This window comes from Escherichia sp. MOD1-EC5950, assembly GCF_002965345.1.
GTDB lineage: Bacteria > Pseudomonadota > Gammaproteobacteria > Enterobacterales > Enterobacteriaceae > Escherichia > Escherichia marmotae.
Map to the genome: position 1 here is coordinate 15,974 of NZ_PTSR01000009.1, position 14,128 is coordinate 30,101.

The 14,128-nt window shown below is 52.0% G+C and carries 16 protein-coding genes; 5 read left to right on the forward strand and 11 right to left on the reverse strand.

Translation table 11 applies throughout. The features are described from left to right. Nucleotides 1-40: 40 nt before the first annotated feature. Together BEA93_RS11555 and BEA93_RS11560 are read left to right on the forward strand one after the other, a co-directional pair. A complete protein-coding gene (locus BEA93_RS11555) occupies nucleotides 41-415 on the forward strand; it encodes a YfeK family protein (protein ID WP_000719937.1) in 375 nt (124 codons plus the stop codon). A 32-nt stretch (nucleotides 416-447) separates the two neighbouring features. After that, the gene (locus BEA93_RS11560; RefSeq protein ID WP_061090374.1) at nucleotides 448-1,182 is read left to right on the forward strand and encodes a WGR domain-containing protein; all 735 of its coding nucleotides are present in this window, start codon (nucleotides 448-450) and stop codon (nucleotides 1,180-1,182) included. A 203-nt stretch (nucleotides 1,183-1,385) separates the two neighbouring features. Here the strand turns inward: BEA93_RS11560 and cysM are convergent, their stop codons facing one another. From cysM to ucpA, 6 genes are all read right to left on the reverse strand, one after another. Next, nucleotides 1,386-2,297 (reverse strand): cysteine synthase B, encoded by a 912-nt coding sequence (gene cysM / locus BEA93_RS11565; protein ID WP_105224840.1) that lies wholly within the window; start codon nucleotides 2,295-2,297, stop codon nucleotides 1,386-1,388. Between the two features lie 133 nt (nucleotides 2,298-2,430). Continuing rightward, nucleotides 2,431-3,528, reverse strand: coding sequence for a sulfate/thiosulfate ABC transporter ATP-binding protein CysA (gene cysA / locus BEA93_RS11570; protein ID WP_105224839.1), 1,098 nt, complete (start codon nucleotides 3,526-3,528; stop codon nucleotides 2,431-2,433). After that, complete coding sequence (cysW, locus tag BEA93_RS11575) at nucleotides 3,518-4,393, reverse strand: sulfate/thiosulfate ABC transporter permease CysW (RefSeq protein ID WP_000852694.1); 876 nt, start codon at nucleotides 4,391-4,393, stop codon at nucleotides 3,518-3,520. The genes cysA and cysW overlap by 11 nt, the downstream gene beginning before the upstream one ends. Beyond that, the gene (gene cysT / locus BEA93_RS11580; protein WP_000458417.1) at nucleotides 4,393-5,226 is read right to left on the reverse strand and encodes a sulfate/thiosulfate ABC transporter permease CysT; all 834 of its coding nucleotides are present in this window, start codon (nucleotides 5,224-5,226) and stop codon (nucleotides 4,393-4,395) included. The genes cysW and cysT overlap by 1 nt, the downstream gene beginning before the upstream one ends. Then, the gene (cysP, locus tag BEA93_RS11585) at nucleotides 5,226-6,242 is read right to left on the reverse strand and encodes a thiosulfate/sulfate ABC transporter substrate-binding protein CysP (protein ID WP_000290223.1); all 1,017 of its coding nucleotides are present in this window, start codon (nucleotides 6,240-6,242) and stop codon (nucleotides 5,226-5,228) included. Before cysP ends, cysT begins: the two co-directional genes overlap by 1 nt. Nucleotides 6,243-6,399: 157 nt before the next feature. Beyond that, nucleotides 6,400-7,191 (reverse strand): SDR family oxidoreductase UcpA, encoded by a 792-nt coding sequence (gene ucpA / locus BEA93_RS11590; RefSeq protein ID WP_105224838.1) that lies wholly within the window; start codon nucleotides 7,189-7,191, stop codon nucleotides 6,400-6,402. 229 nt (nucleotides 7,192-7,420) lie between these two features. Here ucpA and murQ point away from each other — a divergent pair, with 229 nt between their 5' ends. Beyond that, on the forward strand, nucleotides 7,421-8,317 hold the full coding sequence (gene murQ / locus BEA93_RS11595) for an N-acetylmuramic acid 6-phosphate etherase (RefSeq protein WP_001175637.1): 897 nt from the start codon (nucleotides 7,421-7,423) through the stop codon (nucleotides 8,315-8,317). A 265-nt stretch (nucleotides 8,318-8,582) separates the two neighbouring features. Here the strand turns inward: murQ and yfeX are convergent, their stop codons facing one another. The 4 genes from yfeX to BEA93_RS11615 form a co-directional block, all read right to left on the reverse strand. Continuing rightward, complete coding sequence (yfeX, locus tag BEA93_RS11600; protein ID WP_000084587.1) at nucleotides 8,583-9,482, reverse strand: porphyrinogen peroxidase; 900 nt, start codon at nucleotides 9,480-9,482, stop codon at nucleotides 8,583-8,585. A 93-nt stretch (nucleotides 9,483-9,575) separates the two neighbouring features. Continuing rightward, nucleotides 9,576-10,151 carry an RpoE-regulated lipoprotein gene (locus BEA93_RS11605; protein ID WP_000838961.1) on the reverse strand — a complete coding sequence of 192 codons (576 nt, stop codon included), beginning with the start codon at nucleotides 10,149-10,151 and terminating at the stop codon, nucleotides 9,576-9,578. Nucleotides 10,152-10,211: 60 nt separating this feature from the next. Beyond that, the gene (locus BEA93_RS11610; protein ID WP_010379003.1) at nucleotides 10,212-10,661 is read right to left on the reverse strand and encodes a DUF2919 domain-containing protein; all 450 of its coding nucleotides are present in this window, start codon (nucleotides 10,659-10,661) and stop codon (nucleotides 10,212-10,214) included. Beyond that, nucleotides 10,648-11,073: a GNAT family acetyltransferase gene (locus BEA93_RS11615; protein WP_000405994.1), complete on the reverse strand. Its 426-nt coding sequence runs from the start codon at nucleotides 11,071-11,073 to the stop codon at nucleotides 10,648-10,650. The genes BEA93_RS11610 and BEA93_RS11615 overlap by 14 nt, the downstream gene beginning before the upstream one ends. 213 nt (nucleotides 11,074-11,286) lie before the next feature. On the opposite strand from BEA93_RS11615, the gene amiA reads away from it, so the two are divergent. Both amiA and hemF read left to right on the forward strand, forming a co-directional pair. Further along, nucleotides 11,287-12,156 carry an N-acetylmuramoyl-L-alanine amidase AmiA gene (gene amiA / locus BEA93_RS11620; protein ID WP_000102900.1) on the forward strand — a complete coding sequence of 290 codons (870 nt, stop codon included), beginning with the start codon at nucleotides 11,287-11,289 and terminating at the stop codon, nucleotides 12,154-12,156. Between the two features lie 3 nt (nucleotides 12,157-12,159). Further along, nucleotides 12,160-13,059 carry an oxygen-dependent coproporphyrinogen oxidase gene (hemF, locus tag BEA93_RS11625; RefSeq protein WP_105224837.1) on the forward strand — a complete coding sequence of 300 codons (900 nt, stop codon included), beginning with the start codon at nucleotides 12,160-12,162 and terminating at the stop codon, nucleotides 13,057-13,059. Nucleotides 13,060-13,064: 5 nt separating this feature from the next. Here hemF and eutR read toward each other — a convergent pair whose 3' ends face one another. After that, nucleotides 13,065-14,117, reverse strand: coding sequence for an HTH-type transcriptional regulator EutR (eutR, locus tag BEA93_RS11630; RefSeq protein WP_001516839.1), 1,053 nt, complete (start codon nucleotides 14,115-14,117; stop codon nucleotides 13,065-13,067). Nucleotides 14,118-14,128 lie beyond the last annotated feature (11 nt).

Below are 14,128 nucleotides of genomic sequence, written 5' to 3' on the forward strand. Positions count from 1 at the left end.
AGTCAAATCGGCTAATACAACACAAGGATAAGGCAATTCAGTGAAGAAAATCATTTGTCTGGTCATCACACTGCTGATGGCACTCCCCGCTTACGCGAAGTTAACTGCCCACGAAGAAGTCCGAATTAACGCCATGCTGGAGGGATTAGCGCAGCATAAGGATTTGATATTCATACGCAATGGCGATCAACATACTTGTGATGAAGCAGTTTCTCATCTGCGCTTGAAGCTGGGTAATACCCGTAACCGCATTGATACTGCCGAGCAATTCATTGATAAGGTTGCTTCGTCGTCATCCATTACCGGGAAGCCTTACATCGTGAAGATGCCCGGTAAGAGCGATGAAAATGCGCAACCTTTTTTACATGCGCTGATTGCGCAGACGGATAAAACAGTGCCTGAGGAAGGGAATTAATCCGCTTTGGCAAGGCATTTACAGGAGGTAACATGAAAAAATGCTTTATTTATAACGATGAAAAATCGAGTAAATTTTGGTGGATAGATTACGAAGGGGATAGTTTAGCTGTCAACTATGGCAAGGTAGGTAGTATTGGTAAATTCCAGACAAAAGAGTTCGATAATGAAGAACAGTGTCTGAAAGAAGCCAATAAATTGATTGCCGCAAAAATGAAGAAAGGCTATCAAGAAGATCCAAACTTTAACTTCATGGATCGCTGCTATTTTGATGATGAAGAAATTGGGTTACATGTTAAAACGTCACACCCAAACTTCCAGTGCCATTTTACTGATCCACTTTATATGTGTTGCTGGGATGAAGAATCTCCTTTTGGCAGCGATGAAGGTGCTGATGCTCTAAACGTTCTTGAAAATAGCCTCCGTAAAAAGCCGGATCTGGACTGTGCTGATTTCCCTCAAATGTTAATTGAAACTATCTGGGGTATGAAATACATCGCTATGGAAAGTATTCTTGAAGAGGATGTTCGTGCGCAATTACTAGCCGATGAAATGAGCACTATCCAGAGCAATATGATTACCTACGCGACTGCATTCGGTCAGATTAAAGTCATGGGTAAAATCTCCCATAAACTTAAAAAGATGGGACTCAATGCACTAGCGCGTCATCAGCTTACCGCAAAAATTCTTCAATGGGGTGACGGTCAGGACTCACCAATACTTCAAAAAATGATTGATGACCTTACTGCTTTTCCACACGAAAATTAAAAACTGCATTTGTCGGCAGCAACAACTGCCGACAAATCAGATTATTGACAAAGTGCACTTTGTTTAGCCGGATGCGGCGTAAACGCCTTATCCGGCCTACAAAATATTGCTAATGCAATATATTACAGGAACCTTGTAGGCCTGATAAACGTAGCGCATCAGGCTGTTTTGCGTTTGTCATCAGCCTCCAATGCTATTAATCCTTAAATCCCCGCCCCCTGGCTAAAGTGTTCTTCGCCAAACACCCCGGTGGAAAGGTAGCGATCGCCACGATCGCAGATGATCGCTACCACCACTGCGCCAGGGTTGGCTTTTGCCACGCGTATCGCACCGGCAACCGCGCCGCCGGAGCTGACGCCGCAGAAAATCCCTTCCCGCACCGCCAGTTCGCGCATGGTGTTTTCCGCGTCGCGCTGGTGAATATCCAGTACCTCATCCACCAGAGAAGCGTTAAAGATGCCCGGCAGATATTCCGCTGGCCAGCGGCGAATCCCCGGAATGCTGCTACCCTCTTCCGGCTGCAGGCCAACAATCGTTACCGGTTTGGATTGTTGGCGCATAAACCGTGACACGCCGGTGATGGTGCCAGTCGTCCCCATGCTGGAGACAAAATGCGTAATGCGACCGCCGGTTTGCTGCCAGATTTCCGGCCCGGTGGTGGTGTAATGCGCATAAGGATTATCGGGGTTATTGAACTGGTCGAGCAGCTTGCCTTCACCACGATTCGCCATCTCCAGCGCCAGATCGCGTGCGCCTTCCATGCCCTGCTCTTTAGTGACAAGAATCAGTTCCGCACCGTAGGCACGCATCGCCGCGCGACGTTCCTGGCTCATGTTGTCGGGCATCAGCAATTTCATGCGATAGCCTTTTAGCGCGGCGATCATTGCCAGCGCAATGCCTGTGTTACCACTGGTGGCTTCGATTAACACATCACCGGGTTTAATTTCCCCACGCTTTTCCGCCTCGACAATCATTGATAATGCCGCGCGGTCTTTCACCGAACCCGCAGGGTTATTCCCTTCCAGTTTTAACCACACTTCACTGCCGTTATCCGGCCCCATTCGCTGCAACTTCACCAGAGGCGTATTGCCAATTGTTTGTTCTAATGTACTCACGATCTCTGTCCATACGTGGTGTTGCCTGATGCGACGCTTGCGCGTCTTATCAGGCCTACAGGTTATAAACCTTGCCATTAAAAAGCCCGGATCGCGGGATGCGCCTCCGGGCGTTTAACATTTACTCAACCTATCAGGCGCTTTGTGCGAGAGCAAGCTCCTCATCGCGGGTTTCAATACGCTGATCGCCGTTATACAAGCGCGCATGTTGCAGGCCAACGAATAAACGCTCACCGCGTTGCGGGGCGTCATCGCCATGCATCACAACTGTCAGCGGTTCGTTGTACCACCCCAGCGGTTGTACGACTAATTGGGTGTAGTGTCCTTTCGGACTGGCTTCCAGTACCTGTACCGGCAGCGGCGAATCGAGGCTGGTGTGGCGACTGATATCCACTTCCCACGGACGCAGGAAGAGATCCACCGGCCCCTGATATGCAGGCGTATACCCCAGCGGCCAGCGATGCGCGCCAACGTGGAACTGCCCGCCGCGAATAATTCCCTGTAAGCGGTTCACTTCGCCCATAAATTCGAGCACAAAGCGGGTCGCCGGTTCACGCCAGACCTGATCCGGCGCATCCGCCTGTTCGATATTGCCCTGGCTCATCACGACCACACGATCGGCAACTTCAGTCGCCTCTTCCTGATCGTGAGTGACGAACACACTGGTAAATTTCAACTCTTCGTGAAGCTGACGCAGCCAGCGACGCAGTTCTTTACGCACCTGCGCATCCAGCGCGCCAAACGGTTCATCAAGCAACAGAATTTGCGGTTCCACGGCAAGCGCACGCGCCAGCGCCACACGCTGTTTCTGACCACCAGAAAGCTGCGCCGGATAACGATCTGCCAGATGAGCAAGCTGCACCATCTCCAGTAACTGGGTGACTTTCGCTTTGATCGCCGCCGCATTTGGGCGCTCTCGACGCGGCAGCACCGTCAGGCCAAAGGCGATGTTGTCGAACACCGTCATATGGCGGAACAGCGCGTAATGCTGGAACACAAATCCCACTTTACGATCGCGCGCGTGCAGGCGGCTGACGTCGGTGCCGTGGAAGCGAATATGCCCGCTGGTTTGATGCTCCAGCCCGGCGATAATCCTCAGCAGCGTGGTTTTCCCGGAGCCGGACGGCCCCAGTAACGCGACCATCTGACCAGAAGGAATATCCAGTGAGATATCGTTCAACACCTGGGTGCGACCAAATGACTTCTTAATCCTGGCAATCTCAATGCTCATGATGTACCTCCTGCTGCGCGCGTTTTTCCTGATTCTCCAGACGCCACTGCAACATACTCTTTAAAAACAGGGTGATAATCGCCATCAGCGTCAACAGCGCGGCGGCGGTAAAGGAGCCGACGGTATTGTAGTCCTGCTCCAGCAATTCAATCTGTAATGGCAGCGACAGGGTTTCGCCGCGAATCGAGCCGGAAACCACCGATACCGCACCAAACTCGCCAATCGCGCGGGCGTTAGTCAGCACCACACCATACAGCAGCGCCCAGCGGATGTTCGGCAACGTAACGCGGCGAAACATCTGCCAGCCAGACGCGCCAAGCAAAATCGCCGCTTCGTCTTCCTGGCTGCCCTGACTTAACATCACCGGCACCAGTTCACGCACCACAAACGGACACGTCACGAAGATAGTCACCAGCACCATTCCCGGCCAGGAGAACATAATTTGCAGATTATGTTCGTCAAGCCAGCCGCCCAGCGGGCCGTTGGAGCCGTAGAACAGCAGATACACCAGACCGGCGACTACCGGCGACACCGCAAACGGAATATCCAGCAGCGTCAGCAGCAACTGACGCCCCGGAAAATCAAAACGCGTCACCAGCCAGGCCAACAGGATGCCGAACACCAGGTTCACCGGCACAGCAATCAGCGCAATCATCACCGTCAGCCAGATGGCGTGCAGCATGTCCGGGTCTGCCAGGTTCTGTAATACCGGCATGATCCCCTTGCTGAATGCCTGCACAAAGATGTAAATCATCGGCACCAGCAGGATGAACGCCGACACCAGCATCCCGGTGCCAATCAAAAACCATTTGCCCCAGTTAATCGGGCGCGCGTCATAACGCTTCAACTGTGTAACTTCCGCCATTAATGACCTACCACACGCCGACCGAAGCGACTTTGCAGAGTGTTAATAGAAAACAGCAGCAACAGCGATGCTGCGAGGATCACCGAAGCAATCGCGCTCGCCGCCGGGTAATCAAATTCCTGTAAGCGAACAAAAATCATCAGCGACGTTACTTCCGTCTTCCAGGCGATGTTCCCGGCGATAAATATCACCGCGCCAAACTCACCAAGACTACGGGTAAACGACAGCGCCACGCCCGCCACCAGCGCCGGAGAAAGCTCCGGCAGCACCACTTTGCGGAAACTCTGTAAACGTGTTGCGCCGAGCGTTTCTGCCGCTTCTTCGTATTCCGGCCCTAATTCTTCCAGTACCGGCTGCACGGTTCGCACCACAAACGGAATGCTGGTAAAGGCCATCGCCACCGCGATCCCCAGCCAGGTATAGGTCACTTTGATATCAAACTTCGCCAGCCATTCGCCGTAAAAACCGTTCACGGAAAAGAGCGACGCCAGGGTTAAACCCGCGACCGCTGTCGGTAGCGCGAAGGGTAAATCCATCAGCGCATCAAGCAGCGTGCGCCCCGGAAAGCGATAGCGGGTTAAGATCCACGCCATTAACAGACCGAAAACGCCGTTAAAAATCGATGCCACAAACGCTGACAGCAGCGTCACTTTGTAGGCCGCGACCACCTGCGGATTGGTGATCACCTCCCAGTACTGCGCCCAGCTCATCTCAGAAAGCTGCATCACCAGCGCGGAAAGCGGCAGTAACAATATCAGGCACACAAACAACAGACTGGTGCCAAGGCTTAAGGTAAAGCCCGGCAGCACGCGTCTTGAAGAAACTGCAAACATCAGTTACGCCCCGCAGCCAACAGCTTGTCTAACTCACCGCCGCTGGTAAAGTGGGTTTTCATCACTTCTGGCCAGGAGCCAAACTTATCTTCCACGCGGAACAGTTCGGTCTGCGGGAATTTATCTTTCAGCTTGTCCATGACTTCCGGGTTATTCACGCGGTAGTAATAGTCGGTGATGATGGTTTGCGCCTGCGGGCTGTAGAGCCAGTTCAGATAAGCTTTTGCGGCTTTTTCCGTACCGTTGGCCTGCACGTTTTTATCCACCCATGCCACCGGGAATTCCGCCAGAATATTGGTTTTCGGAATCACCACTTCAAAACCCTGCGCTTCATACTGTTTGCGGATGTTGTTCACTTCCGACTCAAAACTTATCAGCACGTCGCCCAGGCCACGCTCGGCAAAGGTTGTGGTCGCGCCACGACCGCCGGTATCGAAGACTTCAACGTTTTTCAGGAACTGGGTCATAAACTGTTCGGTTTTGGCTTTATCGCCGCCGTCCGCTTTATCGGCTGCGCCCCACGCGGCTAAATAGGTGTAACGCGCGTTACCGGACGTTTTCGGGTTCGGGAAAATCAGCTTCACGTCGGAGCGCACCAGGTCGTTCCAGTCGTGGATATTCTTCGGGTTGCCCTTACGCACCAGGAAACCCATGGTGGAGTAGAACGGCGAACTATTATTCGGCAGGCGCGACTGCCAGTCCGCCGGGATCAGCTTGCCTTTGTCATGCAGGATTTGTACGTCGGTCACCTGGTTATAAGTTACAACGTCTGCTTTTAAGCCCTGCAAAATCGCCAGCGCCTGTTTTGATGACCCGGCATGAGATTGTTTTATCGTCAGTTTGTCACCGCCGTTATCTTTTGCCCATTGTTGCTCAAACGGCGGATTCAGGGCAGCAAACAGCTCGCGGGAGACGTCATAAGAACTGTTCAGCAGTTCCGTTGCCTGCACGTGGCCAGCCAGCAGCAGAGAAGCGACCAGCGCGAGAGAGTTCTTTTTCAGTAAGTTAACGGCCATTGCGCACCCTTATATATTTAATGACTTTCTAATAGCCATCATATTTATAACGGGCGTGAAAGGAGTAACGGTTTTATATACCGTTTGGTGATTTGGAAGTTAAAAAGAGAATAAGGCGAAATCCCCCCCACTGATGCAGGGAGGAAACAGAGGTGAATCAGATGCCGACGCTGACCGTCTCTGGCAGTGTGCTGCCGCCATCGATCACATTCTGTGTACCCGTTAAATAGCTGGACTCATCCGACGCCAGAAAGGCTGCCAGCTCGCCTACTTCCAGCGGATCAGCGAGGCGACGCAGCGGAATTGCTTTCGCCATTTCAGTCAGTACTGATTCCGGATCTTGCGGATTCGACTGGCGAGCGATGTTTTCCGCCATTGGCGTGCGCACGTAACCAGGGCTGATTGCGTTAACGCGAATCCCCGACTGAGCATACTCCACTGCCAGCGATTTGGTCAGGCCAACAATCGCCGCTTTCGACAAGGCATACGCCGTTTCGCCCGGATCGGCCACCATATCGCCAGTAACCGAAGACATCATCACAATGCGACCATCTTTGCGGGCAATCATCTCCGGTAGGACTGCCTTCGTGACGTTCCACACGCCTTTGATATTGATATCAATATGGAAATCGCGATCGTCATCGCTCATTTCCAGAAAACTACCCAGACGGCAAACACCTGCGTTATTCACCAGAATATCAATGCGCCCTTCTTTTTCCTTCGCGCGCTTGATCGCTGCCGTAACCGACGCCGGGTCGCGTACATCGGCAATTACCGCCGTACAGCGATGACCGCGACCACACAGCTCGTCTGCCAGCTTTTCAATCTCAGGGGAGATATCCAGCAAGATTAGGTTTGCGCCATGACGCGCAAAGGTTCTGGCAATACCTTCGCCAATACCTTGCGATGCGCCCGTAATCAGTGCTGTCTTGCCCGTGAGTTTACCCATTTCAAGTTTCTCCTTTTGAATACAGAGCATTACGCCCTATTGTCCCTACCATACCTGAATGACAGATCAATGCTGAGGAGTGGATCTAAATTCAGGGAAATCTTAAGTAAAATCACCCATAACCACAACTCAGCCATTGCGCGAATTCACTGCTGTACATAATCAGGCAGGGAGATATGATTCACGCCAGATGAAATTATTTGAAGACAAATATTTAAGGTGATTGCCTATGCAACTTGAAAAGATGATTACTGAAGGCTCCAACAATGCCTCTGCTGAAATTGACCGCGTATCGACGCTGGAAATGTGTCGGATCATTAACGAAGAAGATAAAACCGTACCGCTCGCCGTTGAGCGCGTACTACCGGATATCGCAGCGGCGATTGATGTTATCCACACCCAGGTGAGCGGCGGCGGTCGTCTGATTTATCTCGGCGCGGGAACTTCCGGTCGTCTGGGTATTCTCGATGCCAGCGAGTGCCCCCCCACTTACGGCGTGAAACCAGGTCTGGTCGTTGGTTTGATTGCTGGCGGCGAATATGCCATCCAGCACGCGGTGGAAGGCGCGGAAGACAGCCGGGAAGGCGGCATCAACGATCTGAAAAATATTACTTTAACGGCGCAGGATGTGGTGGTTGGTATTGCCGCCAGTGGACGCACGCCATATGTGATTGCCGGGTTGGAATACGCGCGCCAGTTGGGTTGCCGTACGGTCGGTATTTCCTGTAATCCGGGAAGCGCGGTTTCCACCACCGCAGAGTTTGCTATTACGCCAGTCGTCGGGGCTGAAGTGGTTACCGGTTCTTCGCGGATGAAAGCAGGTACGGCGCAGAAACTGGTGCTCAACATGCTCTCCACCGGGCTGATGATTAAGTCAGGCAAAGTGTTTGGCAACCTGATGGTCGATGTGGTCGCCACCAACGAAAAATTGCACGTGCGCCAGATTAATATCGTCAAAAACGCGACCGGATGTAGCGAGGAACAAGCGGAAGCGGCATTGATTGCCTGCGACCGTCACTGCAAAACGGCCATTGTGATGGTGCTGAAAAATCTCGATGCCGCAGAAGCGAAAAAACAACTGGATCAATACAATGGCTTTATTCGTCAGGTTTTAGACAGGGAATAACCCATGACAAATTTGAAGACATCTCCTGGCTATTCATACACCTGAGCAGTGATCCGCTCAGTTGTGCCGTGCTGTTTACACCACGCTCTTTGGCTGCCATAACGTCAATCTGGACTAAGCAGTAGCTTAGAGACAAAACAGCCCGATGCGCTACGCTTATCGGGCCTACAGGTTGACTGCAATTTATTAAGTTTGAACGATCTTACACGCCGGATTAAGCATTTACGCCGCATCCGGCAAGACGCTACAAGTGCGTGAGTAAAACTTACAGCGCCATCAGTTTGTCCAGCGACGGTGCAAAGTAATAGCCGCCAGTGACTGGTTTGGTAAAACGTAACATTGCGTCACGTTTGCCATCGGTATCGCCAAACATACTCAGCAACTGCTGCTCAATGTTATGCAAACGTGCACAGTAAGCGCAGAAGTACAGGCCGTGCGTGCCGCTGGCGGTGCCATATGGCAGGCTCTGGCGAACAATCTTCAGGCCTTTGCCATCTTCTTTCAGATCAACACGGGTCAGGTGAGAAGTTTCCGGACGCTCATCGCCATCGATCTCTTCGTTGGCTTCTTTAGTACGGCCGATCATCATTTCCTGATCGTGAACGCTCATACGGTTGAGTTGCTTCAGGTTGTGTTCCCAGCGCTGCACAAACACATAGCTGCCGCCCGCATCCACACCGTCTTTGATGACCGCCACTTCGCGACGCGTCTCTTCACCCGCCGGATTTTCCGTGCCGTCAACAAAGCCGCTCAGGTCACGCTCTTCCACCCAACGGAAGCCGTGGATCTCTTCTTTTACCTCAATGCAGCCGCCAAAGGCTTCCATCGCCGCCTGGGCCACGGAGAAGTTTACGTCGTGACGCAGAGAAAGAATGTGGATTAACACATCGAACTGGGTCGTCGGCGCAAGACCTTTTCCGTAACCCGGAAAATCTTTTAGCTCTTCGGCTCCCACGCCGCCGCTCAGAGCACGCCAGGTGTTGTTGCCAAAGGCGACAACCGCGCCAAGATGCGCGTCCGGGTATTTTGCTTCAAAGGTTGCCAGTTTATCGGCAAAGTTTTTACTGGCCGCACGCAGGGCATCAACTTCCCCTTTTACGTTGGCTTCGATCCAAATCGCCGCGCGGCAATGTTCTGGCAAAATGCCACTCTGAACCTGAGACATTGTTCCTCCTGAAATAAGAATGCCACGCAATCCGTGGCATTGTTGAGCGCTATTTTACGTGTTTTTTGTGGCGACGGTTTGTTCAGACGCAAATTAACGCCGCCAGATGATTTTACTGACTTTCCAGTTTTTCAGGGTATCGTCAGAAGGCATTAACCCTTCAGGACCACTCCACTCACCGCTAAACTGGTAGCTAATATGTTGACTGCCTTCGGCTTTACATTCGACGGCACGATTATCATCACCGTCTGCTTTTTTGCAATTGCCAAATGCTTTGCTGTAAAGGTCACTAAACGGTGTACCGATTTTAACCCCCGTGTCAGCAGGAATATCGCTATCTGAGACATCAATGCGGCTGATTGTACCTTGATCACCGTTGATAACCATCGCCACGCTGTCGCCCTTCATCACTTCAAAAAAGCGCACCACATTACCGTTCGCGGTTTTCATTCCGCTGCGCAGCCGATAATCACCATCAAGCGCATCGGCAATGGCTTGTTCTTGTAGTGGCGTGGACGCCGTTAATTTGCCAACGCCTTGCTCGCTCACTTTAGTGGACGAGCCAAACCAGTTCCACGGATTAGCGGCAGACCAGTTAACTGACGACATGGTGGAACAGCCGGTCAGCATCAACGGCATAGCGCATAACATTAAACGCAGCGATTTCATGTCACTTCCTTTGGTTATTCAATAACGTTGCTTGGAGTGCGAATTTGCAAAAAAGTGCCGTTATTCTTTTTCTTCCACAAAACAAGCGCGTAAACGTCGATTGGTCAACAGCCAGATTAACGCCACAATATCCGCGATAACCAGCGCCAGACCGATACCGCTGACGGATTCACCATTTAGCCACAGCCACGGTTGCCAACAAAGCAAAACGAGCTGCGCCAACAGCAACAGAAAATAGAGCACGTGCCAGATACGGGGAAACGTATCCCGCCGACCACTCAGTAAGAATGCCAGCACCGCCGGAATGCCCGGTATCAACCCCAGCCAGAAATTATCGTGATCGGGATAAAACAGATTCAGCAGCGCAGTGCCCTGCTCGCGCGACGCACCGGCAATGACAAACAGCACCCAGGTTCGCGCCTGAAGCAATAGCACAAACCAGAAGAGGAAGGGTAAACGCAGGCGTCCGTGCACATCATAATGGACAGGATGAAACTCAGTACTCTTCATCTTCAATCAAACGCTTACCCAGACTCAGCACATCGGCGTGTTCATATCCCAGGCGTTCGTACATTCCGAGTACCATATCGTTGTCTTCCGGTACATTGATCTGAATTTTCGGGCAGCCGCGAGCAATAAGCTTTTTCTCCAGCCGATTAAGCAATGCATTGGCAATTCCACGCCCGCGAAACTCCGGATGCACGCCAAGATAATAAGCAGACCCGCGATGCCCGTCATAACCGCCCATCACCGTTCCCACTACTTCGCCGTTAACTTCCGCGACCAGGAACAAACTGACGTCATGGTTCATCTTGCGCTCGATGTCCATTTCCGGATCGTTCCACGGACGCAGCAAGTCGCAACGCTCCCAAAGGGTGATGACCTCTTCGAAATCTGCCTGGCGAAATACGCGTATCTCCATGGTATGAGTTACCTTTTTGGGGGTTAAAAGGGTGATTATGGCGTGAACGACCGAATTAGCCAATATCTGACGAAAATCGGTTGAAAAAGTGGCATAATGACGCGTTGTCATTTATTGAAATGAAAAGTAAAACAATTCTCACCAGCAAACCGTCGTAACGGATTACGCGATACGATATAACATCTGGAACTTTATTATTACAACTCAGGCCGTATGAGCACTTTTAAACCACTAAAAACACTCACTTCGCGCCGCCAGGTGCTGAAAGCCGGATTGGCTGCCCTGACGTTGTCAGGAATGTCGCAAGCCATCGCCAAAGAAGAGCCTTTAAAAACCAGTAACGGACACAGTAAGCCGAAAGCCAAAAAAGCCGGAGGCAAACGGGTAGTCGTTCTCGATCCAGGTCACGGCGGGATTGATACCGGTGCGATTGGTCGCAACGGATCAAAAGAAAAACACGTGGTGCTGGCAATCGCCAAAAATGTCCGTTCTATTTTGCGCAATCATGGCATTGATGCGCGTTTAACGCGTTCTGGCGATACGTTTATTCCACTGTACGATCGCGTTGAAATCGCCCATAAGCATGGCGCAGATCTGTTTATGTCAATTCACGCCGACGGCTTCACCAACCCGAAAGCCGCGGGGGCATCGGTCTTTGCCCTCTCCAACCGTGGCGCGAGTAGTGCGATGGCAAAATATTTGTCGGAACGCGAAAACCGCGCTGATGAAGTCGCCGGGAAAAAAGCGACTGACAGGGATCATCTATTGCAGCAAGTGCTGTTTGATCTGGTGCAAACAGATACCATTAAAAACAGCCTGACGCTTGGCTCGCATATTCTGAAGAAGATTAAACCAGTGCATAAGCTGCACAGCCGCAACACCGAACAAGCCGCGTTTGTGGTGTTGAAATCACCGTCGATTCCTTCGGTGCTGGTGGAAACCTCATTTATCACCAACCCGGAAGAAGAGCGACTGTTAGGCACGGCGGCGTTTCGTCAGAAAATCGCCTCTGCCATTGCCGAAGGCGTGATCAGTTATTTCCATTGGTTTGACAACCAGAAAGCACACTCGAAAAAACGGTAAGTTATGAAGCCCGACGCACACCAGGTTAAACAGTTCCTGCTCAACCTTCAGGATACAATTTGCCAGCAACTGAGCGCCGTAGATGGCACACAGTTTGCCGAAGATAGCTGGCAGCGCGAAGCTGGTGGCGGCGGGCGTAGCCGGGTGTTGCGTAATGGTGGTGTTTTCGAACAGGCGGGCGTCAACTTTTCTCACGTCCACGGCGACGCGATGCCCGCTTCTGCCACTGCTCATCGCCCGGAACTTGCCGGGCGCAGTTTCGAGGCGATGGGTGTATCGCTGGTAGTGCATCCGCATAATCCGTATGTTCCCACCAGCCACGCCAATGTGCGCTTTTTTATTGCCGAAAAACCGGGTGTCGATCCCGTCTGGTGGTTTGGCGGTGGTTTTGACTTAACCCCTTTCTATGGCTTTGAAGAAGACGCCATTCACTGGCACCGCACCGCCCGCGACCTGTGCCTGCCATTTGGCGACGATGTTTATCCACGCTACAAAAAGTGGTGCGACGAATACTTCTACCTTAAACATCGCAATGAACAACGCGGCATTGGCGGGCTGTTCTTTGATGACCTGAACACGCCAGACTTCGACTACTGTTTCGCCTTTATGCAGGCGGTAGGCAAAGGTTACGCCGACGCATACTTGCCGATTGTTGAGCGACGTAAAGCAATGGCATATGGCGAGCGCGAGCGCAATTTCCAGCTCTACCGTCGCGGTCGTTATGTCGAATTCAACCTGGTCTGGGATCGCGGTACGCTGTTTGGCTTACAAACCGGCGGGCGCACCGAATCAATCCTGATGTCAATGCCGCCACTGGTACGCTGGGAGTACGATTATCAACCGGAAGAAGGCAGCCCGGAAGCGGCGTTGAGTAAATTTATTCAGGTCAGGGATTGGGTGTAATTTCATCACCCTAACTCCTGCATCCGCTGATGCAGCGTCAGTGATGGCTTCTCGGCAAACAGTTGCTGATAATCCGTCGCAAATTGCCCAAGATGCCAGAATCCCCACTGCATGGCGGCGTCTTTTACCGTCAGACTTTGCGACCACGGGCTTATCAGCTCGCGGCGCACGGCGTTCAGGCGAATGCGTTTCAGCCACGCGTTCGGGCCAATGCCCAAAATAGTGTGAAATGCGTTTTGTAAGGTGCGGCGACTGACGTGCAGTTGATTGCACAAGTCCAGCACCGTTACCGGTTCGGACATATTCTCCAGCACATATTCGCGGGCGCGGGAAAGCAATCGTCGATAGCCCTGATGGCTGATGCTTTCCGCCGTCACCATTGGCTGCGCTTCTTCCAGCATCACTCCCATCGCCAACAACAAGTTATCGCCAAGCACTTTACGCACAGCGGATTGATGTAAGTTCTCCGGGTTCTCGCAAAACGTCGCCAGCGCCTGTTGAACAAAGCCCCACAGTGCGGCTTTATGCTGCTCCTTCACTTCCAGCGCCGACTGATTACGCAACATATGCAGCACCCTTTCCGGGTTATGCAGAAAGTTTGCGTGACGGGAAATGACATCTTCCGAGATCACCACGCCAAGAATGGTGTAATCGTCCGGCGTACTTAATTCAAACTCAGTGCCGCCAGGCCGCGTAGCTATTTCTGCGCTTCCCAGACATTGCGAACCGATAAATCCCTGTTCACCGCGCGTCGCCGGAATACCAAACCAGAATGAGTTCGGCCAGACCAGACACGACTGGCGCAGCGCCAGACCGGTGTATTCACGGAAAACCTGAATATCATCAAGCAGGATTTCCGTAAATTCACCATGAAACTTTCCCGGATGCAGTTGATCATAAATCTGCTGCCAGGCGGTAATTGTCAAAGCATGTTCATAGACATCTGTTGTCTGTTGTTGATGAACATTATCCACTTCAACCTTCGGCGTGAGCCTCAGATTTTCGGGTAAGGGTTCATGATAAAGATGGTGCAAGTTGGCTGTACGGGTCTTTTTCATGATGTTAATGC